The organism is Devosia sp. ZW T5_3 (assembly GCF_044987315.1).
In the GTDB taxonomy this organism is placed as follows: Bacteria; Pseudomonadota; Alphaproteobacteria; order Rhizobiales; family Devosiaceae; genus Devosia.
On record NZ_JBJDRE010000021.1, the window covers coordinates 27414 to 52982 of the forward strand.

24 protein-coding genes are annotated in these 25569 nt (G+C 62.9%); 13 read left to right on the top strand and 11 right to left on the bottom strand.

Going from position 1 to position 25569, the window contains the following annotated elements; genetic code table 11:
* Positions 1-2: 2 nt before the first annotated feature.
* From ACI3KW_RS20780 to ACI3KW_RS20790, 3 genes are all read left to right on the top strand, one after another.
* Positions 3-896, top strand: coding sequence for a LysR family transcriptional regulator (locus ACI3KW_RS20780; protein WP_113122316.1), 894 nt, complete (start codon positions 3-5; stop codon positions 894-896).
* 330 nt (positions 897-1226) lie between these two features.
* Positions 1227-1955, top strand: coding sequence for an HAD family hydrolase (locus ACI3KW_RS20785; RefSeq protein ID WP_404849673.1), 729 nt, complete (start codon positions 1227-1229; stop codon positions 1953-1955).
* Between the two features lie 1224 nt (positions 1956-3179).
* The gene (locus ACI3KW_RS20790) at positions 3180-4286 is read left to right on the top strand and encodes a hypothetical protein (RefSeq protein WP_404849674.1); all 1107 of its coding nucleotides are present in this window, start codon (positions 3180-3182) and stop codon (positions 4284-4286) included.
* Positions 4287-4483: 197 nt separating this feature from the next.
* Here ACI3KW_RS20790 and ACI3KW_RS20795 read toward each other — a convergent pair whose 3' ends face one another.
* The gene (locus tag ACI3KW_RS20795; RefSeq protein WP_404849675.1) at positions 4484-5686 is read right to left on the bottom strand and encodes a pyridoxal phosphate-dependent aminotransferase; all 1203 of its coding nucleotides are present in this window, start codon (positions 5684-5686) and stop codon (positions 4484-4486) included.
* Positions 5687-5759: 73 nt separating this feature from the next.
* Positions 5760-6830 carry a LacI family DNA-binding transcriptional regulator gene (locus tag ACI3KW_RS20800; protein ID WP_404849676.1) on the bottom strand — a complete coding sequence of 357 codons (1071 nt, stop codon included), beginning with the start codon at positions 6828-6830 and terminating at the stop codon, positions 5760-5762.
* Between the two features lie 166 nt (positions 6831-6996).
* Between ACI3KW_RS20800 and ACI3KW_RS20805 the strand changes: the two genes are divergently transcribed.
* Positions 6997-7191 (top strand): hypothetical protein, encoded by a 195-nt coding sequence (locus ACI3KW_RS20805; RefSeq protein WP_404849677.1) that lies wholly within the window; start codon positions 6997-6999, stop codon positions 7189-7191.
* Here the strand turns inward: ACI3KW_RS20805 and ACI3KW_RS20810 are convergent.
* Positions 7188-7604, bottom strand: a complete 417-nt coding sequence (locus ACI3KW_RS20810; RefSeq protein ID WP_404849678.1) for a DUF4864 domain-containing protein — start codon at positions 7602-7604, stop codon at positions 7188-7190. The two genes, ACI3KW_RS20805 and ACI3KW_RS20810, sit on opposite strands and share 4 nt — an antisense overlap.
* Positions 7605-7738: 134 nt before the next feature.
* Between ACI3KW_RS20810 and ACI3KW_RS20815 the strand changes: the two genes are divergently transcribed.
* The gene (locus tag ACI3KW_RS20815; protein ID WP_113122309.1) at positions 7739-8038 is read left to right on the top strand and encodes a hypothetical protein; all 300 of its coding nucleotides are present in this window, start codon (positions 7739-7741) and stop codon (positions 8036-8038) included.
* Positions 8039-8192: 154 nt separating this feature from the next.
* The gene (locus tag ACI3KW_RS20820; RefSeq protein WP_404849679.1) at positions 8193-8621 is read left to right on the top strand and encodes a CBS domain-containing protein; all 429 of its coding nucleotides are present in this window, start codon (positions 8193-8195) and stop codon (positions 8619-8621) included.
* A gap of 89 nt (positions 8622-8710) precedes the next feature.
* On the opposite strand, the gene ACI3KW_RS20825 is transcribed toward ACI3KW_RS20820, so the two are convergent.
* The 6 genes from ACI3KW_RS20825 to ACI3KW_RS20850 all read right to left on the bottom strand — a co-directional run bounded on the left by ACI3KW_RS20825 (position 8711) and on the right by ACI3KW_RS20850 (position 15009).
* Positions 8711-10285, bottom strand: coding sequence for a DHA2 family efflux MFS transporter permease subunit (locus tag ACI3KW_RS20825; protein ID WP_404849680.1), 1575 nt, complete (start codon positions 10283-10285; stop codon positions 8711-8713).
* 61 nt (positions 10286-10346) lie between these two features.
* Positions 10347-11516 (bottom strand): HlyD family secretion protein, encoded by a 1170-nt coding sequence (locus ACI3KW_RS20830; RefSeq protein WP_262166518.1) that lies wholly within the window; start codon positions 11514-11516, stop codon positions 10347-10349.
* Complete coding sequence (locus ACI3KW_RS20835) at positions 11517-11987, bottom strand: MarR family winged helix-turn-helix transcriptional regulator (protein WP_113122305.1); 471 nt, start codon at positions 11985-11987, stop codon at positions 11517-11519.
* 334 nt (positions 11988-12321) lie between these two features.
* Positions 12322-13224, bottom strand: a complete 903-nt coding sequence (kdgD, locus tag ACI3KW_RS20840; RefSeq protein ID WP_404849681.1) for a 5-dehydro-4-deoxyglucarate dehydratase — start codon at positions 13222-13224, stop codon at positions 12322-12324.
* A 27-nt stretch (positions 13225-13251) separates the two neighbouring features.
* A complete protein-coding gene (locus ACI3KW_RS20845) occupies positions 13252-14226 on the bottom strand; it encodes a mannonate dehydratase (protein ID WP_404849682.1) in 975 nt (324 codons plus the stop codon).
* 63 nt (positions 14227-14289) lie between these two features.
* Entirely contained in the window at positions 14290-15009 is a 720-nt protein-coding gene (locus tag ACI3KW_RS20850) for a FadR/GntR family transcriptional regulator (RefSeq protein WP_404849683.1), read from the bottom strand.
* A 243-nt stretch (positions 15010-15252) separates the two neighbouring features.
* Between ACI3KW_RS20850 and ACI3KW_RS20855 the strand changes: the two genes are divergently transcribed.
* The 4 genes from ACI3KW_RS20855 to ACI3KW_RS20870 are packed head-to-tail and all read left to right on the top strand — an operon-like array spanning position 15253 to position 18746.
* A complete protein-coding gene (locus ACI3KW_RS20855) occupies positions 15253-16281 on the top strand; it encodes an ABC transporter permease (RefSeq protein WP_404849684.1) in 1029 nt (342 codons plus the stop codon).
* A gap of 53 nt (positions 16282-16334) precedes the next feature.
* Positions 16335-17180 (top strand): ABC transporter permease, encoded by an 846-nt coding sequence (locus ACI3KW_RS20860; RefSeq protein ID WP_262172011.1) that lies wholly within the window; start codon positions 16335-16337, stop codon positions 17178-17180.
* The gene (locus ACI3KW_RS20865; RefSeq protein WP_404849685.1) at positions 17167-18012 is read left to right on the top strand and encodes an ABC transporter ATP-binding protein; all 846 of its coding nucleotides are present in this window, start codon (positions 17167-17169) and stop codon (positions 18010-18012) included. Before ACI3KW_RS20860 ends, ACI3KW_RS20865 begins: the two co-directional genes overlap by 14 nt.
* Positions 18009-18746, top strand: coding sequence for an ABC transporter ATP-binding protein (locus ACI3KW_RS20870; RefSeq protein WP_404849686.1), 738 nt, complete (start codon positions 18009-18011; stop codon positions 18744-18746). Before ACI3KW_RS20865 ends, ACI3KW_RS20870 begins: the two co-directional genes overlap by 4 nt.
* A 199-nt stretch (positions 18747-18945) precedes the next feature.
* Here the strand turns inward: ACI3KW_RS20870 and ACI3KW_RS20875 are convergent, their stop codons facing one another.
* Complete coding sequence (locus tag ACI3KW_RS20875; RefSeq protein ID WP_404849687.1) at positions 18946-20862, bottom strand: DUF5054 domain-containing protein; 1917 nt, start codon at positions 20860-20862, stop codon at positions 18946-18948.
* 11 nt (positions 20863-20873) lie between these two features.
* The gene (locus tag ACI3KW_RS20880; RefSeq protein WP_404849688.1) at positions 20874-21923 is read right to left on the bottom strand and encodes a LacI family DNA-binding transcriptional regulator; all 1050 of its coding nucleotides are present in this window, start codon (positions 21921-21923) and stop codon (positions 20874-20876) included.
* Positions 21924-22215: 292 nt separating this feature from the next.
* On the opposite strand from ACI3KW_RS20880, the gene ACI3KW_RS20885 reads away from it, so the two are divergent.
* From ACI3KW_RS20885 to ACI3KW_RS20895, 3 genes are all read left to right on the top strand, one after another.
* Positions 22216-23565, top strand: a complete 1350-nt coding sequence (locus tag ACI3KW_RS20885; RefSeq protein ID WP_404849689.1) for an extracellular solute-binding protein — start codon at positions 22216-22218, stop codon at positions 23563-23565.
* A gap of 228 nt (positions 23566-23793) precedes the next feature.
* Positions 23794-24729, top strand: coding sequence for a carbohydrate ABC transporter permease (locus tag ACI3KW_RS20890; RefSeq protein WP_404849690.1), 936 nt, complete (start codon positions 23794-23796; stop codon positions 24727-24729).
* A 3-nt stretch (positions 24730-24732) separates the two neighbouring features.
* The gene (locus ACI3KW_RS20895; protein WP_113122293.1) at positions 24733-25563 is read left to right on the top strand and encodes a carbohydrate ABC transporter permease; all 831 of its coding nucleotides are present in this window, start codon (positions 24733-24735) and stop codon (positions 25561-25563) included.
* Positions 25564-25569: the final 6 nt, after the last annotated feature.

The window sequence follows — 25569 nt, forward strand, 5'->3', positions numbered from 1 at the left end:
AAATGCTCGACTGGGACAAGCTCCGGATTTTCCACACCGCCGCCGAGTCGGGCAGTTTCACTCATGCCGCTGAAAAGCTCGGCATGAGCCAGTCCGCCGTCAGCCGCCAGATCTCGGCGCTGGAGGATGATCTGGGCTTAAAACTCTTCATCCGCCATGCGCGCGGGCTGGTGCTCACGGAAGTCGGCGAGCAATTGTTCCGCACCGCCCACCGCATGCATTGGGAGCTGCAGCAGGTCGAAACCCAGATGTCCGAAAGCCAGGACGTCCCCACCGGCCCGCTCATCGTCACCACCACCGTGGGTATCGGTTCGACCTGGCTATCCTCGCGCCTTGATGAGTTCCTGAAGCTCTATCCGCTGATCCAACTCGAAATCCGCCTCAATGATGCCGAGCTCGATCTGGCCATGCGCGAGGCCGACGTCGCCATCCGCCTGCACCGGCCCAACCAGTCCGAGATGATCCAGCGCAAGCTGTTCACGGTGCACAATCACTTCTACGCCACCAACAGCTATATCGACGAATTCGGCATGCCCGCCACGGTCGACAACCTCGAAGACCATCGCATCATCAGCTTCGGCGAACCGGTGCCGTCCTATCTGGGCGACATCAACTTCCTCGAACGCATGGGGCGCTCGGATTCCAGCCCCCGCCGCGCCGCGCTCAAGGTCAATTCGATCTATGGCATGCTGCAGGCCTGCCGCGCCGGCATCGGCATCGCCATGCTGCCCGATTACGTGACGGAAAAGGAAGACGGCCTGGTCCAGGTGCTGCCTGAGATCGAGCTGCCGGCCTATGAAGCCTATTTCGTCTATCCCCCCGCGCTGAAAAATTCCAAACGCGTCGGCGTGTTCCGCGATTTCCTCGTCGGCAAAGCCCGCGAATGGAGCTTCTAATATTCCTCTGAGACCTCATGGCTGAGCTTGTCGAACCACGAGGTCGGGCGCACTAGATCGCCCCTCTCACAGTGTCATTCCCGCGAAAGCGGGAACCTCTGTTTGGGAAGCTCTGATTCGGTTTGAGGGGAGCCACGATCCAATCCCCTCCCCCTTGAGGGGAGGGCTAGGGTGGGGGTTCTGCGCCCTCAGCGAACTCTATGCCGGTGCAGAATTCAGAACCCCCACCCTCAATCCCTCCCCTCAAGGGGGAGGGAGGTCCGCTTTTTCGCATACGCGAAAAAGCTGGGATCGGGGCTCTCGCAGTAAATGTGGAATATGGAAAGCACCATGCCCCTCATCACCACCATCGCCTTCGATGCCGATGATACGCTCTGGCAGAACGAGCAGTTTTTCCGGCTGACCGAGCAGCGTTTTGCCGATCTGCTCAAGGACTATACCGACGCGCCCGATCTTAATGACCGCCTGATCAAGGCCGTCACGGCAAACCTGCAATATTACGGCTTCGGCATGAAGGGCTTTACCCTGTCCATGGTGGAAACCGCGCTGGAAGTGACCGATCACCGCGTGCCCGGCACCGTCATTGCCGAAATCCTCGCCGCCGGGCGCGAATTGCTGACCTACCCGCTGCAGACCCTGCCCTATGTCGACCAGGTGCTCGGCCAATTGCAGGATAGCTATCGGCTCATCATCATCACCAAGGGCGACACGTTCGACCAGGAGCGCAAGCTGGCGGCCTCCGGGCTGGCCGATTATTTCGCTGCGGTCGAAATCGTCACCGACAAGAATCCCGCCACCTATGCCCGCATCTTCGAGCGCCATAGCGACGGGGCCGCGCGCACGCTGATGGTGGGCAATTCACTGCGTTCCGATATCCTGCCCCCGCTCGCCGCCGGCAGTTTCGCCGTCTATGTGCCGCATGCGCTGACCTGGTCCTATGAGCATGCCGACGAGCCGGAAGGAGAATCGCGCTATGCAAAAATTGAGCATATCGGCGAGTTGCCTGCCGCTATTGCCGCCTTCGAATCCAGCCATGGCGGAGCGGGCGTGCCTCTATAAAGGCATTTTCACCGCGAGCCTGCCTGCGACATACTGTACCGGGCTGTGCGGCACTATTTGATTTCATTGATATTTCGGCGCCAGCATGCTCGAGGCGCATGGCTGGCATGAGGTCTGCCTAATTGTTGAGCGCGGTGCCGCCTCTTATATGAGCGTCATCACAGCGGCGCTTCCCTCCTCCCTTGCGCGCTGCTGCGTTCCCTCCTGGCGGGATTTATCCCGCTCCCTTGTGGCTTCGCTCTCCCCTCGAGCGAGGCCACTTTTGTTTTTGCCTGCAGCTTTTGCATGGCTGACATGTCAGCTTTCGTATTGCCGACTAGTTCAGTAGAGTTCATATAGAAGGCCTCGCTGAGGCGCGCTCCGAATCCTCCTCCCTCGGATCCCGTATCGCGACACCGAACCTGAGCCGTATCCTCCTCCCTCGGCAAAGGTTCAACGGTAGAGCGCATATCCTCCTCCCTTGCTCTCTACCCCACTTCAGATTTGGCTTCGGCCCGGTCATCGGCCCCATCTTCGGATGGGGCCTTTTTTTTCGCGCCATGCCACGCCGCGCATAGCTCCGCTGCCCAAAGAATGGACAACTTGTCGCAGTGCCTATTGCATGGCTGACATGTTGCGAGGGCCATTGCTGACCGAACGGTCAAATTCTATATGTGTATTCGTCGCTGGAAACGCCGCTCCGTATCCTCCTCCCTCGGACCCGCGTTTAGGCGACACCGGATCTAGGCCGTATCCTCCTCCCTCGGCTTGGGTCCACCCGGTTTGGTGCATATCCTCCTCCCTTGCACCGGACCATTACTTACGATTTGGCTTCGGCCCTATCATCAGGCCCCATCTTCGGATGGGGCCCTTTTTTTGTTCTGAGGTACGTGGAGCACGGGCCTCGGCTCTTTCGCCTCCCTCCCCCTTGAGGGGAGGGAGGGCAAGAACCGAGAGCACGCCCCCAATTCCTCGGCCTTGCATGGCTGACCTTCCCATTGAGCGTTTGTTCCCCCGCGCCACATAGTCGATAACGGCCTTAGGTTTTCCGCTTCGGCAGAAAGCCCCTGGCCTCGCCCATCCCCTCGGGCGGGGCCTTTTGCTTTCCGGGCCGGACAATTCTGCCGCTATAGGGCAAATTCTGCCGCCCCGGACCGCGCCCGCTCTCCTAACCTCTTGAAACCATTGGGCCGCCAAGCGGCACAGTGCTTGCAACGCGCTTCTGGCAAAGCCAGGAGAACGCCCATGGTTGCCGTCAGCACTGCCTATAGCGCCAACACCTATTATTCTGTCGCGGCAAGCCAGACGGCCAATGCAAAAACCGCCGGCACGGCCAGCCCCGCCGCGAGCACAGCAACGGACGCCGCCGCCACCTCGGTCACCCTTTCCGACGCCGCCAAGGCCGCGCTGGCCGCCAAGGACTTTGCCACCGTACTGGCCGAGGCGCGCGCCAAGCTCAATGCCCTGCTCACCGAAGCGGGCCGCACCAATCCGCTGGAAAAGGACAAGCTGGCGCTCGATCTGTCGAGCCTCGATGCCCGCGAACTCTACGCCATGGCCAGCGACGACAGCTTCACCAGCGACGAGCAGAAGGCCGCTGGCCTCGAAATGCAGCGCCGGCTCGAAGCCGCCCTGGCCGGCCCTGCCGCCGTCGCCAAGGTCACCGGCAATTACCAGGGCCTCTACAAGGCCGCCGCCGAATATCTCGATAGCCTGGGCGCCGAGGAAAAAGCCGCCACCGACTGGATCGCCGCCCGCGCCGCCGTCACCGAAGGCCTCAAGCAGCTCCAGACCGACCCCAAGAAATTGCCCGATGCCGGCGAGGACGATCCCGTCGCCATCTATCTGGCACTGGTCAAGGCCGGCGAAACCACGACGCCGCGCCCCATCACCGACGTGGCCACTTCCGCCCGCAGCACGCTCGACGCGCTCTATGCCGATGCCACCGCCGCGGGCAAGGCGCCCACCTTCAACAAGAATACCACCGTGGGCACCTATATCGATCTGTCCAAATTCGATAGCCGCACGCTGTCGTCGATCGTGCTGGACACGTCAGGCAAATTCACCCCCGAAGAAACCCGCGCCGCCGACCAGGCCCTGCGCGCCAAGAGCGGGGCCGCCCTGGTCGCCGGCTTCCAGAACGCCGCCAAATCCAGCGACCCCACCGCCTTCAGCCAGAACATCATCTCGATCTATTCCGCGATGAGCCCCGAAGAACGCCAAGCCGCCGGCTGGAGCGAGGACTTCTACAAAGCCGCCCTCGGGAGTTACCAATCGACCTCCCAACTGGTCAAAATGTTCGCCGATGCCGGGGGGACGAGCACGAGCTTTTTAGGGCTGCTGGGACAGTAGGGTTCCCGGCCGCCTGAGTTTTCTCAACCGAGGGGATTCGGCCGCGGATCGCTCAACACCCACCGTGTCATTCCGGCGCAGGCCGGAATCCAGGTCCGTGGTGATCCGCATACATCCAGCGCCGGGATGATCTTCAGTATGGATTCCGGCCTGCGCCGGAATGACATCGTGGTCGGGTGAGATGGTGGGGCGGGCCCCTAGTGGATCCCCGCGCAAAACCCCTGGATCCGCCGCACTGCCTCTTCCAGCTCGGCATTGCTGGCGGCATAGCTCAGGCGGAAATGGCCGGGCAGGCCGAAGGCCGTGCCATGGACCAGCGCCACGCCGGTTTCTTCCAAGAGGGCCATGACGAAATCCTCGTCACTGGTCAGCAGCTTGCCGCCGGCGCTGATTTTGCCCAATAGCCGCTTGCACGAGGGGAACACGTAGAAGGCCCCTTCCGGCACGAGGCAATCGAGGCCGGTATTGGCGTTGAGGCCGGCGACGACAAGGTCGCGGCGCGCCTGGAAGGCTTGCCGCCACTCGGCCAGAAAGTCCTGCGGGCCGTTGAGCGCTTCGACCGCTGCCCATTGCGAGATGGACGACGGATTGGTGGTCGACTGGCCCTGCAGCTTGGTCATGGCCGCCAGCAGCGGGCGTGGGCCGGTGCAATAGCCGATGCGCCAGCCGGTCATAGCGTGCGACTTGCTCACCCCGTTCATGGTCAGCGTGCGGGGCTGCAAGGCCGGCTCGACCTGGGCAATGGTGGCGAAAACCCCGCCGTCATAGACGAGCACTTCATAGATATCGTCGGTGAGGATATGCACATGCGGATGGCGCAGCAGCACCTCGGCCAGTCCCTTGAGCTCGGCCGCCGAATAGGCGGCGCCCGTGGGATTGGACGGCGTATTGAGGATCAGCCACTTGGTCCTGGGCGTGATCGCGGCTTCCAGCACTTCGGGCCTCAGCTTGAAGCCGGTCGTGTCATCGGCCACGGCAAACACCGGCTCGGCGCCGCAGAGCCGCACGATTTCGGGATAGCTGACCCAATAGGGCACGGGCACGACGACTTCGTCGCCCGGATTGAGCGTCGCCATCAGCGCATTGAAAATGATCTGCTTGCCGCCCGAGGAGACAAAGCAATCGGCCGCCGTCACGTCGAGCCCATTGTCGCGGCGGAACTTGGCCGCCACCGCTTCCTTGAGCTCGGCAATGCCATCCACATTGGTATAGCGCGTCTTGCCCTCGTCCATGGCCCTGATCGCGGCCTGGCGCACATTGAGCGGGGTATTGAAATCGGGCTCGCCGGCCGAGAGCGCGATGATGTCGCGCCCCTCCTCGGCCATGACCCGGGCTTTCTGGCTGATCGCCACCGTCGCCGAGGGGGCCACCCGCGCCAGTGCATCAGACAAGAACGCCATTTTTGTTTCTCCCGGGGAAATACCGGGCAAACTGATATTGCCTCAGGCCCGCCGGGGCAACTGGCTTGATGGCTTATTTCGCCGGTAGCGGCGCCGTGGATTCCCGCACCACCAGCGCGGTCGGCAGCACCCGCCGGCCCTCGACCTGGGTGTCGCCCAATGCCGCATCCACCGCCAGCCGCGCAATTTCGTGCATGGGCTGGGCCATGGTGGTCAGCTTGGGCGTGGCGAGGGCGGCCTCGGGCACGCCGTCAAAACCGATCACCGATACGTCGCCGGGCACATTCCGGCCGGAGCGGAACAGCCAATCCACGGCATACATGGCGATCTTGTCCGACATGGCGAGAATGGCCGTTGGCGGCTCGGGGGACGCGAAGATCTGCGCCATGGCCGCATGGGTGCTGGCCTCGTCTTCCAGCGTGCCGTAGATCGGCACGGACTGCGGATCCATGCCTACAGCCTGCAGCGCCTGCCAATAGCCCAAAGCGCGGTCGCGCGAGGTGGAATACCAGGCCTGCCGCACCTGCGCCTCGTCGGCCCGCCCGGCCTGACCATCGCGCAACATGGTGGAGAGGATCGCCAAGCGACGATGCCCCAGCCCCAGCATATGTTCCGCCGCAAGGCGCGCGCCGTTGAAATTGTCGACGCCGATAGCCGGGATCGATTGATCATCCGCCCCGATCGCCAGCGCCACATAGGGCAATTGGCGTTGCCGTGTGATATCGACCAGCCGCTCCCCGCCTTCGACGCACAGCAGAATGAAGCCATCGACCAGGGCCGAGCCGATATTCCAGGCCAGTCGCTCATCATTGCGCGCCGACACCAACGCCACCCCGGCGCCGCGGTCGTCACAGATATTGGAAATCTCCGCCATTAACTGGCGCGCCCACAGGTCCTCGAAGAAATAGCTCAGCGGCTCGATGGCGGCGACGCCCACTGCATTGACCTTGCCTGCCCGCAACAGGCGCCCGGTAACGCTCGGGCCGCCATAGCCCAGCTCCTTGGCCACCGCATGCACCCGCTCGCGCACTTCCTCGCGCACGATTTCGGGCCGGCTGAACACATTGGACGCGGTGCCCTGCGACACGCCAGCCGCCCTGGCCACATCCCTCAGCCTGATTTTTCCCGGAACCTGCCTGGCCAAAAGCCTCGCCTTTCACTCGTTATCCCATTGACTAGCATCAATTTTGGATCGGTTCAATTTTTGCTTGACTCTGCTACTGCCAAGATCTAGTTTTGAACCGGTTCAACGCATTTCCATGTCGACGAATTGAATCGGTTCAATCCACTATTCGTATCAGGAGGATAAAATGATCCCTGCCAGCTATCTGTTCAAGCAAGCCTATCATCAGCAGTGGGAAGCCGCCGAGCCGGAGGTGGCTCCAGTCACAGCCAAACCGCGCGGTGGCATGACCATTCCCCTGCGCCAGATCATCGCCTTGGCCGCTCGCGCGCTGGATAATCTACGGCACCGGCCGCTGGGCACCCCGGCCCGTCATCACTAAATGCCGATGCCAGGCTGCTTGCGCAGCACGACGCCGGCCACGCGCCAGCCGATATCGGGCTCGTTGCGCATCTGGTAAAATGCCTCGTAGAGGCTGCCATCCTCGCCCACCAGCTGCACAACCTGCGTCACCAATGTCTCGCTCAGCCGGGTCGATGGCCCGAAACTATGCGAACGCGACCCCACGATCGGCCCATAGCCGGTGGCGACAATGGCGGCGAGAAACACCTCGGGATCGGAAAATTGCTGGCGGAAGCCGGCCCCCGCAAAGCCCAGCGCCGCCTCCCCGTCTCCGGCGCGAAACGCCTCGATCTGTCCGCTGACCACCGCCTGCCAGGCCTGCTCTTCGGTCTGCGCCTGAGCCGGCAGCATAAGGGTCAGCAGCATAAAAGCCAAAGCCAGAACCACGCGCATGTCAGCCTCCCCGGCAGCGGCGGCGCCACACTTCTGCCGCCAAATGGTACGCCACACGTCGCATTCGGTCCCAACTCGAACCGCATTCGCGTGGCTTTATGAAATCGTCGCAACGAACATACGACGTCGATCCCATGCACAAATCTACGTCCGCCAAGCGGAAAAGTTTCAAGCTCTATGCCATCGCCTCGTCGGCCACCCTGGCTCTCGGCGCGGCTGGTGCCCTGGTTGCTGGCGTCACACCGGCAAGCGCGGCGAGCTTGGCTCACCAGGTTGACCCGCAAATCGCGGCCTTCATGGTGCCGCTGACCATTCTGCTGTTTGCGATCCTCTACGAAGCCGGCCGCATTGCCCTGCGCGGCAATCTGCCCGTCGAAGCCCCTGCGCATCGCACGGCGCGCCGTTACTGGTCCCCCGGCCGCGGCGAAGGCTGACTTCGAGCACTCTTGATCTCCCAAAGATTCCCTGACCAAAATCCGACTGGACCGGCCCTGTGCCGGTCCTTTTTCGTTACGGCCATGTTCGACCAACCGACTATTGCCCTTGCCGGCCGGCGGGATCACACTCCTTGGTGAGGAGGACTGAACCATGCTGGTTGATACGATACTGCAGAACAAGGGTGCTCTGGTTTACACCCTGCCCGAAACGGGCACGCTCGCCGACGCGGTCGCCATGCTCAACGCGCACAATATCGGCGCGGTCGTCATCACGCATAAGGACGGCACCATTGCCGGCATTCTATCGGAACGTGACGTGGTGCGCCGCCTGGGCGATGGCGCAGCTTCGGCATTGAGCCTCACCATTGCCGAATGCATGACCCGCTCGGTCCACACCACCAGCCGCCAGGCCCATATCGACGACATCATGGAGCGCATGACCATTTCGCGCGTCCGCCACATGCCGGTCACCGAAGGCAAGACGCTGATCGGCATCGTCTCGATTGGTGACGTGGTCAAGCTCAAGATCGAGCAGATCGAGCGGGAAGCCGAGGAATTGCGGGAATATATCGCGTCGTGAGCTGAGAGCCGCGATCCCTGCTTTTTCGCACACGCGAAAAAGCTGACCTCCCTCCCCCTTGTGGGGAGGGAATTGGTTAGGGGCTCCCCCTATTCCGCCATGGCATGCGCCCGCTCGAGCGCTTTTTCTTCTTCCGTCAGCGGCTTGTCGGGCTTTTTTGGCCCGCGCAGCAGCAGGATCAGCGGCACGGCGCCCAGGCTGAGCAGCAGCATCAGCCAGAAGTCGTCGAGATAGGCCAGCATGGCCGATTGCTGGGTGACCAGGCTATTGACGATCGACACCGTCACCGGATTGCCGGTGAGCAAAGCCGGCATCTGGTTCATCACGTTCTGCGAGGTCGCGGTGATCCGCTCGGCCAGCTCGGCATGATTGACCTGCATCATATTGGCCAGCACCGCCGTCACCAGCGAAATGCCCACGCCCTGCCCCATATTGCGCACCAGCGCGAACATCGAGGTCGCGTCAGCCCGGAACCGGGGGGCGATGGTGGCAAAGGCCAGCGTCTGCAGCGGCACGAACAGGAAGCCCATGCCAAAGCCCTGGATACAGCCGGTGATGATCACGGGCCAATAATCCATCTGCAGGTTGAAGCTGGTCATGCCATAGAGCGAATAGGCCATGCAGGCGATGCCGAACAGCATCAGGATGCGCGCATCCACCCGGCCGATCAGGCGCCCCACCACCACCATCGAGAGCAGCGTCGCCACCCCGCGCGGCGCCATGATGACGCTCGACAGCAGCACCGGATAGCCCATCAGGCTCTGCAGCAGCGGCGGCAAGAGCGCCAGGCCCGAGAACAGGGTGATGCCCACGATGAACATCAGGGCCGAACCCAGCGCGAAATTGCGATCCTTGAACAGGCGCAGGTCGATGAACGGGTTCTCCGCCGTCAGGCAATGCACGACGAACACCCATAGGCCGGTGATCACCAGGCCCAGTTCGATCCAGGTTTCGGTGGCGGTGAACCAGGCATTGTCGGCGCCCCGGTCGAGCATCAATTGCAACGCGCCGACGCCCAGCGCCAGCATGCCGAAGCCGAAGAAATCGAAGCGCCGCTGTCGTATCTCGGTTTCCGGCATGAAGGCGACCAGCATGGCCACCGCCATCCCGCCCACCGGCAGGTTGATCAAAAACACCCAGCGCCAGTCAAAGCTCTCGGTCAGCCAGCCGCCCAGCGTCGGACCGATGATCGGCGCGACCATGATTCCCATGCCATAGACGGCCATGGCCTGGCCGATGCGTTCCTTGGGATTGATATTGAGCAGCACGGTCTGCGCCAAAGGCGCGATAACCGCACCGAAAATGCCCTGCATAATGCGGAACAGCACCATTTCGGGCAGGCTGCTGGCAATGCCGCACAAAGCCGAGGCCACGGTGAACCCGATCACCGCGACCAGGAACAGCCGCTTCTGCCCGACGCGGTCGCTCACCCAGCCCGTCAGCGGCGTCGCAATGGCGGCGGCCACGATATAGGAGGTGAGAACCCAGGTGATTTCGTTCTGCGCCGCGCCCAGCGAGGCCGCCATATGCGGCAGCGCCACATTGGCGATCGTGGTGTCGAGCACCTGCATGATGGTCGCCAGCATCAGGGCTCCGGTGAGGAGCCCCTTGTGCTTGACGACCAATGCGGGTGCGGAAACGGCTTGAACCGGAGCTTTGGCCATGTCGGCCTCCAAACGTCTAGCGGCGCGGGCTTTTCGGCGCAGCGTGAACCGCGCCGAAGCCTTATTTGCCCATCATCTTGTCGAGGGTCGAGCGGCCGGTATCCACCGATACGGTGGCGCTCATGCCGGTCTTGAGAATGGCGATTTCAGGATCGGCCGGCAGCGCGATGCGCACTGGCAGGCGCTGCACCACCTTGACCCAATTGCCCGTGGCATTCTGCGCCGGGATCAGGGAAAATTCCGAACCCGTGGCCGCGCCCAGGCTGTCGATGCTGCCATGCAGCACGCCCGGATAGGCGTCGACATGCACAGCCACCGGCTGCCCGACCTTGAGCTCGGCCAGCTGGGTTTCCTTGAAATTGGCCTGGATCCAGGTCGACTCCGTCTCGACCAGCGAGGCGATCGTGGTCCCCACGGCAATGAACTGGCCGACATTGAGGCTCGACACATTGGAGACAATGCCATCGGCCGGAGCCGCAACGGTGGTCTTGGTCAGGTTCCGCTGGGCCTGCTCGACCGCCGCCAGGGCGGACAGTACGGCAGGATGAGTGTCGGTGGCAATATTGGGATCGCCCGCCAGCGCCGCCGTTGCCGCCGCCACTTGCTGGTTGGCCAAATCCACCTCGCTCTGCGCCTGCTGGTAAGCCAGCTTGGTGTCATCCAGCGTCGCATTGGCATTGATGCCCTGGGTCACCAGCGTGCTCTGGCGATCAAAGGCCGCCTTGCGAATGGCCAGCGTGTCCTCGGCGGATTTGAGCTGCGCCTGCGCCGTGCCATAGCTCACCTTGAGCTGCTCGACATTGACGCGCGCCGTCGCCAGCGCCGCATTGGCCTGGCTCAGCGCGATCTCATAGGGCTGCGGATCGATGGTGAACAGCACATCGCCTGCCTTCACGGTCTGGTTCTCGACCACTTTGACATCGGCGACGCGGCCCGCCACATCGGCGCTCAGCGACACCTTGGACTGCTGCACATAGGCATTGTCGGTGTCTTCATAGCGGCCACCGGTCAGCCAGAACCAGCCGCCAGCGGCGACCAGCAGCAGCGGAACACCGGTCATCAGCAGCAGGCGGCGGCCATTTTTCTTCTTGGGTGCGGCGGCAGGCTTTGCGGCCTCGGCGGCGGGCGATGGGCTTTGAGGCGCCTCGGCAGCCGGCGCCGTCTTGTCGGTGCGCGGCAGGGTGACGACGCTAGCTTCACCGGCTTTCGGATCAGTAACGCGGGCGTTCATTTAGACAGCTTCCTTTTCTTGGTCGGCCTCAGGGCCCAGATTGACGAGATTTTCCCGAATGCGGGACAGCCCCGCGATAACCGCCTGCCGTTCGGCCTCGGACAGGCCAACCAGCGAATTCCGATACAGTTCAGCGCCCACATGGCGCGCCTCGCCCACCAGAGCCACGCCGGCTTCGGTCAGGCGGGAGAGCTTGGCGCGGCTATCCTCGGGATGGGCATAGCGCTCGATCAGGCCGCGCTTTTCCAGCCGGTCCAGGATCCCGCTCACCGTCATCGGATCGGCGTCGATAGCGCTGGCGAGCGCCACCTGCGTGACAGCTTCTTTCCAGTGGATCGTGCCGAGCGCCTTCCACTGCGCCAGCGTCAGGCCATGCGCCCGCGCCTCTTCCTCGAAGCGCCGGCGATAAAGCCGCGCGACGTCATGGATGAGATAGCCGATCGGCCGCTCTTTCTGGACATCGGGATGCATCTGCGCCTCATAAGTGTACTTATTGTCAGGCGGTATATAATAAGTACATAGGCCAATTCAATCGCAATCGCATCATCGCTTCCATGCACTGCCATCACGGCTGGGGGCACAAAAACAATCCGCGCCGCCCTGTTCGGGGTGACGCGGATGAAAAGATGTTGGCGGCATTAGGCGGGGAGCCCCGATGCAGTTCCCTCCCCCTTGTGGGGAGGGCTAGGGTGGGGGTGCTGCGACCTCCAAATGCCCGGTGTTTATGGCGACCTCGGCACCCCCCACCCTCAATCCCTCCCCACAAGGGGGAGGGAGGCAGATCGGGGCTCCCACACGGAACGGATCAAATATTCGCCTCAACCAACGCCTTGAGTTGAGCCATCTCATCCCCAGTCAGATCGACCAGCGGCGGACGGACCGGACCCGCCTTGCGGCCGCGCACTTCGAGGCCTGCCTTGATGATCGAGACAGCATAACCCTTGCGGCGGTTACGCAGCGTAGTCAGGGGGAAGAAGAAGTCTTTGAGGATCGCGTCGGTGGTCTTGGTGTCGCCGGCCCGCAATCCCTTGTAGAAGCGCTGCGCCAGTTCGGGCACGAAGTTGAACACGGCCGAGGAATAGGTGGTGACGCCGGCGGCGAAATAGGCCGTGGCGTAGAGTTCATGCGTCGGCATGCCGCCGATATAGGTCAGGCGATCGCCCAGCTTGGTGGTGATCTCGATCACCCGATCGACTTCACCATAGCCGTCCTTGAAGCCGATCAGGTTGGGGCATTGGTCGCACAGCTTTTGCAGGCTATCGGCGGTGAGCACGATATTGTCGCGGTTATAGACCACGACGCCGATCCCCACCGCGTCGCACACCGCCTTGACGTGGGCGACGAGGCCTTCCTGCTCGGAGAACATCAGGTAGGGCGGCAACAGCAGCACGCCATCAGCGCCGGCAGCTTCTGCAGCCTTGGCCATTTCGACAGCCATGGCCGTGCCATAGGCCGCGCCGCCCAGGATTGGCGTCTTGCCCGCCGTGGTCTTGGCAATCTTGGTGACATGGGCGACTTCGGCCGGGGTCAGCGAGAACAGCTCACCCGTGCCACCGGGAGCGAACAGCACGGCGGCACCAAACCCGTCCAGCCAATCGATATGGGCGCGATAGGCGTCCTCATCGATGCTCAGGTCGGCATTGAACGTGGTGACGGGGAAGGAGAGCAGGCCGCTGCCGAGCGCTACCTTGAGTTCGCTGGGGGTCATGGAAAAGAGATCCTCTAAGTCGGGAAATTAATAGGTATCGAGCGCCTGCAGCAGCGCGGCGGTGTAGCCATAGCAATAGGCAAAGGCGACGCCTTGCGGGTCGCGGCCGGCAATGGTGGGGACGTGGTCGGGCATGACCATGTATTGGTAGCCCACTTCCTTGTAGACCTTGAGCGAGGCCGCCATGTCCATGTCGCCTTCATCGGGGAAGGTTTCCATGAAGGACAGCTTGTGGCCGCGGATATTGCGGAAGTGCAGGTTGAAAATCTTGTTCCGGCTGCCGAACCAGCGGATCACGTCCTCGATTTCTTCGCGCGGATTGTCGAGCATTTCGCCCACCGTGCCCTGGCAGAAATTGAGGCCGTGATAGGGGCTCTCATGCAGGGTGACGAACTTCTTGAGCCCCTCCACCGTGCCTAGCACGCGGGTGACGCCCTTATAGCCGGGCGGCGTATAGGGATCATGCGGGTGGCAGGCGAGGCGGATCTTATTGGCCTCGGCAACGGGCACCACGCGGGAGAGGAAATAGTCGATCCGCTCCCAGTTTTCCTCTTCCGAAAGCACCCCGGCTAGGCCCGGCGCGGCGTTCTGGTCGGTCTTGTCCCAGCGGAAGGACGCGTTGAGCGAGCCGCCGCGACCCAGCTCATCCGGAGTGCGCGGAATGCCGATCAGGTTGAGATTGTACTTGGCGGCCGGAATGCCGGCGATCGCCAGGTTTTCGATCAATTGGCAGATGGCGTCGAGCTGACGATCGCGCTCCGGCCCGGCCAACAGGATATCGGGATAGGTCGCGGTCTCGATGGGGCTCGAGGGTAGCGGCAGCTGGATCATGTCCAGGATCAGATCGAAGCTCTCGACCTTGTCGCGCAGGCGCTTGAGATCATCCAGCGTCCAAGTGCCGAGCTTGGTCTCGGGATCGGCGCAGATGTGCTTGATGCCAAGCTGCGCCCAGACGCGATAATCATCGTCATCGCGGGCGGCGAGCTGAGTTCCTACATACATGACATACCCCTCGTTCAATCAGTGAGGTATGACATAATATGAATTTTGAAGCCTGTCGAGCGATTAGCGCGCCAGCCGGCGATATCGCTTCTGGCTGTTGAGCAAATGTTCGCGCATCGCGCTGCGCGCGCCATCGGGGTCCTGATCGGCAATGGCGTCGATGATCCGGCCATGCTCGGCAATGACGCCGGTTAGGTAGTCCACGTCCTTGGCGTCGGGCAGTGTGGGAAACTGGCTGCGCGGGATCGAGCGGGGGCCAAAACGAGCCAGCGATTCGCTGTAGTAATGATTGTTAGTGGCGCGGGCGATGGCCAGGTGGAAGGCGAAATCGGCATCCACCGTGGGCGCGCCGGCGCGGATATTGGCGATCATGTGCTGGTTGGCCTCGCGAATCGCCTCTTCCTGCTGCGGCGAGCGGCGATAGGCCGAGATAGCGGCGGATTCGACCTCGATGGCGAGGCGGAATTCCAGCAATTCCAAGGTTTCGGGAATACTCTTGATCTCGCCGGGCGTCAGGTGGACCTGGCTGCGGTCGCCCTGCGGCTCGGCCACGAATATGCCCTTGCCCTGCACGGGAGTGACGAGCCCGGCGGCGCGCAATTCGGCAATCGCCTCGCGCACCACGGTGCGGCTGACGCCGAATTCGAGTTCGAGCTGAATTTCGGTGGGAAGCTGGGCGCCGATGCTGAGATCGCCGGTGACGATGCGGTCGCGCAAGGCATCGATGACAGCCTGGGCCAGTCGCTGGCGGCGGCGGATCGGGCTCTTGCTGTCGCTACTCATCTATCCCCCTCGGCATCATCGGCCCGTGATTCCAACCGGCTTGCCAGCCATCATCACATAAAGTAAGTCATATGACGAGATACCAATGACGTCTTAGCGCCAAAAGGTAGCAATGCCGGAGGAAAAATGGAACTGTTTTCGAATCGACTGGCCCCGGACGCTGCCCGGTCGGTATTTCCACATCCGACGGTCGCGCCTGGCAAGTTTGCCAAGCCGCATGCCATCTGAAACCGAGCGGCCGACATGAAAGAATTCAACTTCAAGGAACTGGGCCAGCGCTTCGTGCAATTGCTGGTCAGCCTGTTCATCCTGCTGCTGGTGACCTTCTTCATCGGCCGCGTGTTGCCCACCGATCCGGTTGGCGCCATTGTCGGCGAATTGGCCGACCCCGCGGCGTTCGAAGCCATGCGGCAGCGGCTGGGGCTCGATCTGCCGCTCTACCAGCAATTCTGGATCTATGTGACCTCGCTGCTGCATGGCGACATGGGCACCGCCATTCTCACCGGCAATCCGGTGACGCAGGATCTAGCCTCGGCCTTCCCCGCCACGCTGGAACTGGCGACTTTGGCGGTGATCATTTCCACCGTGGTCGGCGTGCCTTTGGGCATGGCGGCGGCGCTTTATCGCGACTCGCTGGTCGACCAGATCGCCCGCGTCGTCTCGCTGGTGGGGCACTCCATCCCCGTCTTCTGGTTCGGCATTGTCGGCCTCGTGATCTTCTATGCCGGCCTGTCCTGGGTTGGCGGACCCGGCCGTGTCGATATCTATCTTGAGGGGCTGGTCGAGCCGCGCACGGGTCTGTTGCTGGTCGATAGCCTGCTGGCTGGGGACACGGAAGTGTTCTGGAATGCCATCAGCCACATCATCCTGCCGGCCTGCATCCTGGCCTATTCGGCCATGGCTTATATTACCCGCATGACGCGCAGCTTTACGCTGGAGCAGCTCAACCAGGATTATGTGACGGCGGCGCGCGCCAAGGGCGTGTCCTCGGCCGGCATCGTTATCGGGCATATCCTGCCCAATATTTCGGTGCAGCTGGTGACCATTCTCGCCATTTCCTATGGCAGCCTGCTCGAAGGCGCCGTGGTCACCGAGATCGTGTTCTCCTGGCCCGGCATCGGCCAATACATGACCAATGCGCTGATGATCGGCGACATGAACGCTGTGCTGGCCTCGACGCTCATTATCGGCCTCATCTTCATGCTGCTCAATTTCGTGGCGGACCTCGCCTATGTCTTCCTTGATCCCCGTACCCGCGAGGCGACCTCATGAGTAATGTCGAGACCCTTCCCGGGCGTGGTGGTTTTGGCCGCCTGCTTGGCCGCATGGCGACCACCGTGCGGCTCAGCCTCTCCAAACTGTCGCGCGAACCGCTGGGCATGCTGGGCTTTATCGTCTTGGCCCTCTTGGTCGTCATAGCGATCTTTGCCCCATGGATTGCCCCCTATAGCCCCACCGCGCAGAACCTGCCGCTGGCCTTGCAGGCGCCGAGCTGGGCGCATTGGGCTGGCACCGATGAATTCGGCCGCGATATCCTGTCGCGCCTCATCCATGGCACGCGCATCACCATCCAGACCGTGCTGGCGGTGACGCTGATCGTCGGCCCGGTCGGGTTGATCGTCGGCGTCGTCGCCGGCTTTGTCGGCGGCCGCACCGACGCCATCCTGATGCGCGCCACCGATATCGTGCTGTCCTTCCCCTCGCTGATCCTGGCGCTGGCCTTTGCCGCCGCCATGGGCGCCGGGCTGCAGACCGCGATCATCGCCATTTCGCTGACGGGCTGGCCACCGATCGCGCGCCTGGCGCGGGCTGAGGCCCTGGTCGTGCGCAATACCGACTATGTCGCGGCCGCCCGGCTTTATGGCGCTTCGCCCCTGCGCGTGCTGTTCCTCTATATCGCGCCCATGTGCATCCCCTCGGTGGTGGTGCGGCTGACGCTCAACATGGCCGGCATTATCCTGACCGCTGCGGCCCTGGGCTTTCTCGGCCTCGGCGCACAGCCGCCGGCGCCGGAATGGGGCGCGATGATTTCGAACGGCCGCAAATTCATGCTGGATTATTGGTGGGTCGCGGTAATGCCGGGCCTGGCCATTCTCATCACCAGCCTTGCCTTCAATCTGGTGGGCGATGCCCTCCGTGACCTGCTGGATCCGCGCCATGTCCGCTCCTGATCAGACTATTCTCAGCGTCAGCAAGCTCTCGGTGCGGTTCGCGCAGAGCCAGGTGCTGGCGGTGCGCGACGTGAGCTTCGAGCTGGGCGCCGAACGGCTGGGCATTGTCGGAGAATCCGGCTCGGGCAAATCCACCGTCGGCCGCGCTATCATGCGGCTGCTGCCCAATTCGGCCAAGGTCGAAGCCGAACGCCTCGACTTCGAGGGCGCTCCCCTGCTCGGGCTCAACGAAGCCCATATGCGCAAGCTGCGCGGGCACAAAATGGCGCTGATCATGCAGGATCCGCGCTATTCGCTGAACCCGGTGCTCTCGGTGGGCAAGCAGGTGGCCGAAGCCGCCAAGCTGCATCTGGGCCTAGGCAAGCGCGAGGCTTATGCCGCGGCGTCCGCCATGCTCGAGCGCGTCCGCATTGCCGATGTCGAACGCACGATGCGGCTTTATCCGCACCAGATTTCGGGCGGCATGGGGCAGCGCGTGATGATCGCCATGATGCTGCTGGCCAAGCCGCGCGTTGTGATTGCCGATGAGCCGACCTCGGCGCTCGATGTCAGCGTGCGCGGCGACGTGCTCAAGCTGCTCGACGAATTGGTCACCGAGAACAATTCGGGCCTGGTGCTGATCAGCCATGATATCCGCATGGTCGCCGCGTTCTGCCAGCGCATCCTGGTCATGTACAAGGGCCATGTGGTGGAAAGCCTGACCCGGCTGGAAGATGCCAGCCACCCCTATACCAAGGGCCTGATCGCGGCCATGCCCGATCCCCGCCATCCGGTGCAGCGCCTGCAGGTGCTCGACCGCAAGGCCATCGACGCAGCGGAGGCGCGGCCATGATCGAAGTCGAAAATCTCGAAGTCGCCTTCGGCAAGGGTGACGATCGCAAGCAGGTCGTCAAATCGGTGTCCTTCAAGGTCGCCAAGGGCGAGACGCTGGGCATTGTCGGCGAATCCGGCTGCGGTAAATCCACCGTGCTGCGCTCGCTGGCGGGGCTCGACCGGCACTGGACCGGCCGCATCGCGCTGGCCGGGCAGGATGTTGCCAAGGAGCGCACCAAAGAACAGTTCGAGCTGGCCCAGATGGTGTTTCAGGACCCCTATGGCTCGATCCATCCGCGCCACCGCATCGAGCGGGTGCTGGCCGAACCGCTGCGCGCCATGAAGCGCGGCGAAGGCTGGGATCGTGTCGTGCCGGCGCTGGAGCGCGTGGGCCTGCCGGCCGCTTTTGCCGAGCGCTTCCCCCATGAGCTGTCCGGTGGCCAGCGCCAGCGCGTGGCCATTGCGCGGGCCCTGATGCTGGCGCCGCAAATCCTGCTGCTCGACGAGCCCACTTCGGCGCTGGACGTATCGGTGCAGGCCGAAGTGCTCAATCTGCTGAGCGATCTGCGCGAACAGCAGCAACTGACCTATGTGCTGGTCAGCCACGACCTCTCGGTCATCGCCCATATGTGCGACCGCGTGCTGGTGATGAAGGAGGGCGTATTCGTCGACGAACTCACCCCCGACGCCTTCCGCGGCGGCGAGATCACCCAGCCCTATTCCAAGACCCTGTTTGAAGCGAGTTTCCTGTAGGCTTTAAGGGGCGCGGCGGCATCGCACCCCTCACCCTGTAATTTCTTCTGAACGAAGAAATTACTGTCCCTCTCCCACAAGGGGCGAGGGTGGCTTCGAGCCCGACCAACCCACCGAACCACCCTTCTCCCCTCGTGGGAGAAGGTGCCCGAAGGGACACCGAATTCGCGAAGGCGAATTTCGGTTGGGATGAGGGGGCCTACCCCACCTCTAGCACCAACCGGCTGACAATCGTCCCCTCACACCACATGGGGAAATTGGTCCCCCATTTATTGTTGTGCACATTCACCCGAAAGCCGCCGGAAAAATCCGGCCGCTCCGGCTGAAACGGCACAAACTCCGCCCCCGCCGGCGCCACCAGCGCACTATCCAGCAAGCTCACGCTAAACGGCACATTACCAATCGCCGCTCGCACCGCCTCCACCGCCTGCAATTGCCCGCCACCGCGTTCGACGATGTTGCCCGCATCCTGCCACAGCCCCATCTTGCGCAATGCCCATCCGCTCGCCCCAAAAGGCGTGAACGACACAAAACTGGCCTCCGGCATCCGATTGGCCTTCTTGTCGCGCAGCACGAGCGCAATCTCCAACTGCCGCCCATCCAGCGCCTTGATCGTCACCTCAACCTGCCGCGGCGCCCCCAGCGTGGCATACGCCAGCGCCGGCATTTCGCCTACCGCATTCCGCCCCGCAACGCCCTTGAGAACCGGCGCAAAGCTCTGCGTCGCCGCCGTCTTGGCCGCAGCCAGACCCGGCTTGTCGTGATCCAGAATCGCCCATTCCAGCCGATGCTGCAGATAGCTATCCAGATGCCGCTGCAGCTCGGGCCAGTCATAGCTTTCATAACGATAGCCCAGCAGCGACCCACCCGTGCCCGCGATGACCACACCGGCCGGCGAAGCCACTCGCGCAATGTCCCCCGTCACCGGATCAAGCGTCACCACCCAGCCGCCATCGCGCAGCTCATGCCCAGCCGTCAGCGCGCCGACCACCTCCGGCTCCCGCACCACGGCCTCAGCCAAGGCCCGATCCTCCGGCCCCAAAGCCGCGACCGCTGCATCGAGATAGTCGCGCTGCTCGGCCCAGGACTGCTCGGCATAGGCAAAGCGATAGTCGCCCTTGCGCGCCGCCTCGAATGCCGGCCGGTCCCATGCCTTGTCATCCCGCAGATAGGTCTTGATATCGACGCCCCAGGTATGTTCGGCCACCATGGCCAGCCCACGCCCAAAGGCCAGCCGTTCCGGCGTCAGCGTGGCCTCAAACCCATCATAAAGCCGTTGCAACGCCCGGAACCGCGCCACTTTTTCGGGATCGCTCCCGGCCCCATGAATCCAGCTATCGCCAATTTCTTCCGTCACCACGGGAAAGCTCTCACGCCGCGCCCACATGGCGGCGCCGAAAGCATCCAGCGTCGACGCCACGATCTCAGCATCCGGGTGAGCATGCCCCAGCGCCCGCACCGCTTCGACCGTCTGCCCCACGCTTTGCGGCCCGATATTGTCGCTGGTATGGGCAAAACTGAGCCCAATGTCCGCGCCCGCCGGGAAATCCGTCTCCCCGTACGAGGCCTGATACATCACTACCACTTCGGACCCATCCGGCGCCCGCCAGCGGAAAATCGGCGGCACGTCGGGCACGGGGCTAGCCGTATTCACCCCCAGATGCAGGAATTTGACCCCAGCCCGGGCCAATAGCGGCACCATGCCCAAAGTATGTCCCGGCACATCCGTCATCTTGGCCGCAATCGTGGCCTTGCCCAAGCGCTGGTCCAGCTCCTGCGCATAGCTCAGCCCAGCCCGAAACACCGAAGGCGACATCAGCTCGGTATGGGTCGTAAACGGCAGCGCGTGCCAGGCAATCAGCCCCCGCTCGATGGCCCGCTCCAGCCGCTTGACCCGCTCGGGGCTCTGGCTGTTGAGGTGGTCCCAGATCAGCCAGGCCCCCGTCGTCCAGATAAAGGCCGGTTGCTCGGGATTTTCCGCAAAAAAGTGCTCGCCCGTGGCAAGGGCCTGCGGAATGAACTGCTCATGATATTGGCGCCGCACCTTGGCCGCATGGTCGGTAAAGCCAATGTCGAGATGGGTCTTGAAGACCAGATGGATACGCTTGGTATTCATGAAAATTCCGATCAGCCGACCGTGCCACGCACGACGAGCCTGGTTTGCAAAGTTTCGACAAAGGCCGGCGCGCCGGGATCGTTCAGCCGCCGCAGGATCAGCCGCACCAACGCCCGCACGCGCTCCGCCAGGTCGATCTTGACCGTGGTCAGGCTGTAGCTTTTCCAATGCGATTGCTCGATATCATCGAAGCCGACGACCTTGACGTCCTGCGGCACACGCAGCCCGAATTCATGGCGCAGCGCATCGATCACCCCGAACGCGCCCACGTCATTGGCGGCAAACACCGCATCCGCCCCCTGCCCCACCCGGAACAGATCGACGGTCGCGGCATAGGCGGTGTCATAGGTAAAATCGCCGGGAAAGACGATCGGCTCATCCAGCCCGCGATCGGCCATCACCGCGCGCAAGGTCTGCTCCCGCGCCACGCTCGCCAGCGATCGCGGCAGGCCCGAGAGATACGCAATCCGCCGCGCCCCATAGCCGTGCAGCAGCGCCACCGCCTGCTCGATGCCATTGCGCTGCATGATATTGAGCCGGTCATGCAGTGTCTTGTCAGTCGCCAGCACGCCCGTTTCGGGCTGCCCTTCCAGCGGATAATGCACATAGATCGGCACCGCCCGGTCGAGCACACGCGCCAATGTCGCCGGCTTGATATTCTCGACAAACGCAATGACCGCGTCGGGATTGAACCCCTTCATATAGGTCAGCAGCGTCTGGTCCATGCTCATGTCGGTCTGCGTCTTGAACAGCAGCGTGGCAAAGCCCTCATTCTGCAAGGCCGTGGTCAGCGCATCGATTTCCTGGCTTTCCCAGGGGCTGCACACATCGGGCACGATCACGCCCACCAGATGCGAACGCCCGCTGACCAGCGCCCGCGCCGCGCGGTCCGGCGTGTAATTCAGCTCCTGCGCAATCTTGAGGATCAGTTCGCGCTTCTCCGGCTTGAGCGAAGTATGCGGATTGAACGCCCGCGATACCGCCACGCGCGACACCTTGGCCCGCTCCGCCACCATCTGTGCCGTCGCACGCTCTCGCGCAGGCGCCCCGGTCTCGCTCAAGCAATCCTCCCATGCGATATGAAATCGTGTTCAAAACACTGGCTTTCGCCCGCCGCACTGTCAAGCACGGGCATTTTCCCCGCGCAATCGAAATCGCTCCTTCTGTCACGCAACCTTTGCAAAACATGGCCACCATGCATCGGCACGTTTGCACCCTCGCTGCGCCGCGCATTGACGAGTCGTGAAAACGTGTTCATTGTTGAGGGGTTCATGCCCTTCCGGCCCCGCCGGAAGCCACGAACCAACACCGGCTACCGGACCAATCCGGAGCCAAACATGGGAGGTTTTTGCGATGAGCAATCGTCTGCGCGCCCTGGCCTTTGGCCTTGTCGGCGCTACTGCAATGGCCGGTCCGGCTTTCGCCGTCGACCTCGAAATCACCTGCCGCTGCGTCATTGGCGGCGTCAACAGCGCCACCGCCGAGTGGATCCAGAACAGCGTCATCCCCGCCTTCGAGGCCGCCAATCCCGATACCAAGGTGACGCTCAACCAATTTGGCGGCGAAGACGCCCAGCTCACCCAGCAATTGGCGCTGGATTTCTCCACCGGCGCGGGCCCCGACGTCACCGCGTTCGATGGCTTCCTCATCCCGAGCTTCGTTGAAGGCGGCCTGCTCAAGCCCCTCAACGAAGTCGCCGGCCCCGAAGTCGATGACTGGTCCGGCTGGGCCGCCCTGTCCGAGGGCTCCCGCGCCCTGATGATCTACGAGGAGCAATATTACGGCATCCCGCTCGGCACCGACGTGCGCATGCTTTACACCCGCAAGGACATGCTGACCGAAGCCGGCATCGACGCCGAGACCTGGCAGCCCACATCCTGGGCCGACATTCTCGATGCCGCCCGCGCCATCAAGAAGGTCAAGCCCGACAGCTTCCCCATCCAGCTCAATGCCGGCGTCGCCATGGGCGAGGCCACCACAATGCAGGGCTATTGGCTGGCGCTACTGGGCACGGGCGAAACCGTGCTCGACGAGAACGGCAAATGGATCGTGGGCAGCCAGGGCATTCTGGACACCCTCAACCTCTACAAGACCATCTATGTCGATGAGCAGCTTGGCGATGCCCGCGCCCAATTGCTGGCCGATGGCCGCAACCGCTCCTTCGCCAATTTCCGCGATGGCGTCACGGCCCTGCTGTTCGAAGGCGATTATTTCTACCGCTCGGTCACCCCGGAAGGCTCTGAATTCGCCGTGCCCGATCGCGACAAGGTCATGGGCTGGGTCAAAATCCCTGCCGAAACCCCCGGCAAGGGCATCCGCGGCCAGGATTTCGTCACCATTTCGGGCGGCACCGGCTTCGTGCTCAATCCCGCCACGGACACCCCCAAGGAAGCCTGGGCGCTGCTCTCCTTCATGAACGAGCCGGCCCAGCTCGAAGCCTTCCAGGCGATCCAGCCGCGGATCACCGCGCGTACCGACGTGGCCATCCCCAACAGCCCGTTCCTCACCCAATCCAGCCAGGAATTGCTGCCGATCACCACCGCCCGGCCGAACGATCCCGACTACAACGCCGTCTCCGCCGAAATCCAGCGCATGACCGAAAGCGTCGTCTCGGGCGAACTCTCCCCGGAAGACGCCATGGCCCAATACCGCGACGCGGTCATCCGCATCGTGGGCGAAGACAACACCGTCAGCTTGCTCTGACGGCACGAGGTTCCTCCCAGGACCGCCCGGTGTCCCACGGGACATCGGGTGTTGGGATGGCCGCTTGGCACCAACCTCTCCTCCCCTCGGTGTCACCCCGGCGAAGGCCGGGGCCCATCCTGAGATCGCGAGGCTTGGCATCATCTCAGGATGGGTTCCGGCCTTCGCCGGAATGACACCGGGGTGAAACTGACACCGTGAATAAAACTACTTTGGGAAAGACGCGGCATGACAGCTGAACCAACCACACCACCAGCCAAACCCGCCCGCCGCTTCGCCCTGCTGTCCAATCGCGCCGGCGCCGTCTTCCTCACCCCGGCCGGCCTGCTCGTTGCCCTCTTCGTGATCATCCCCTTCTTCTGGGTGATCTTCGTATCCTTCACCAACCGCACCCTGCTCGGCCGCACCGCGCTCAATCCCGAATTTGTCGGCCTCGCCAATTACTTCGCGCTGTTCGACCCCGCCAATTTCTTCCAGCGCGGCCAGTTCGGCTTTTCGCTCATCCTCACCACCCAATTCGTGCTGGCCTCGGCGCTGATCGGCCAGGCCCTGCTGGGCCTGTTGCTCGCCTGGCTGATCCAGACCGTGCCGCCCTGGATCAAGCGCCTCACCGAGACCTTCGTCATCGCCGCCTGGATCCTGCCCGAAGTGGTGATCGGCTTTGCCTGGTTCGCTTTCCTCGATCGCGATCAGGGCACGCTCAATGCCATCCTGGGCAGCGTCGGCCTGCCCAAGGGCGATTTCCTGCTGCAGCAACCCTTCTGGGTCATCGTGGTGTTCAATACCTGGCGCGGCGCGGCCTTCTCCATGATGCTGTTCAACTCGGCCTTTTCCTCGATCCCGCCCAGCTATTTCCAGGCGGCCGATGTGGCCGGCGCCTCCTCCTGGCAGAAGTTCAAGGATATCGCCCTGCCCCTCATCCGGGGCCATGTGGTCACCGATCTGATCCTGATCACCATGTGGACCTTCAACACCTTCACCCCCTTCCTGCTCACCAATGGCGGCCCCTCCTACCGCACCGAATTGCTCTCGATTTACAATTACCGGGTGGCCTTCCGCGATTTCGAATTCGGCAAGGGCGCGGCCGTGGGCGTCATCATCATGCTGATCAATCTGGCCTTCGCGCTGATCTATCTCACCATCGGCCGCAAGAAGAAGGCTTGAAGCATGAAACTCACCTTCCCCGCCTTTGCCGGCCGCATCGCCTTTTCCGCCCTCGCCGCCCTGATCGGTGCCGTCTTCGCGCTGCCGCTGATCTGGTTCATCTTCGCCCCCTTCAACGCGCGGGCCGAACTGGGCGTCGCCATCCCCGATCCCTGGACGCTGTCCAATTTCATGACCGTGTTCCAGAACAATTTCGCCATGCAGGCGCTGTGGAACAGCCTGATCCAGTCCATTGGTGGCGTCATTCTCGTAGGCGCGGCAGCAACGCTCGCCGCCTATGCCCTCAGCCGCTCGTCCATCCCCGGCAAGGGCGCCGTCACCTATATCCTGCTGCTGTTTTCCTCGGTCGTATCGGGCTCGGCCGCCATGGTGCCGATCTTCCTCATCGTCTCGGCCATGGGGCTGATCGATAGCCATTTGGCCGTCATCCTCACCTTTGCCGGCGGGCTGCTGCCCACCGCCATGTTCATCCTGCGCGACTTCATCGATTCCATCCCCAAATCCTACGAGGAAAGCGCCATGGTCGCCGGCGCCTCGCCCGTCCAGGCGTTTTTCGATGTCGCTTTGCCGGTGATCCGTCCGGGCATTGTGGTCGTCGTGGTTTGGGCCTTCGTGAATATCTGGGGCAGCTTCCTCATCCCCTTCATCCTGCTGCGCAGCGACAAACTGATGCCGGCGTCGGTCGCCATCTATTCCTTCTATTCGGAAGCCGGCACGCCCACCGTCACGCTGCTGGCGGCTTATTCGCTGATCTATTCGCTCCCCGTCATCATTCTCTACCTGTTCGTCAGCTGGAAGTTCGGCTTCCGGTTCTTTGGCGGCATCAAAGCCTAGGGCCCT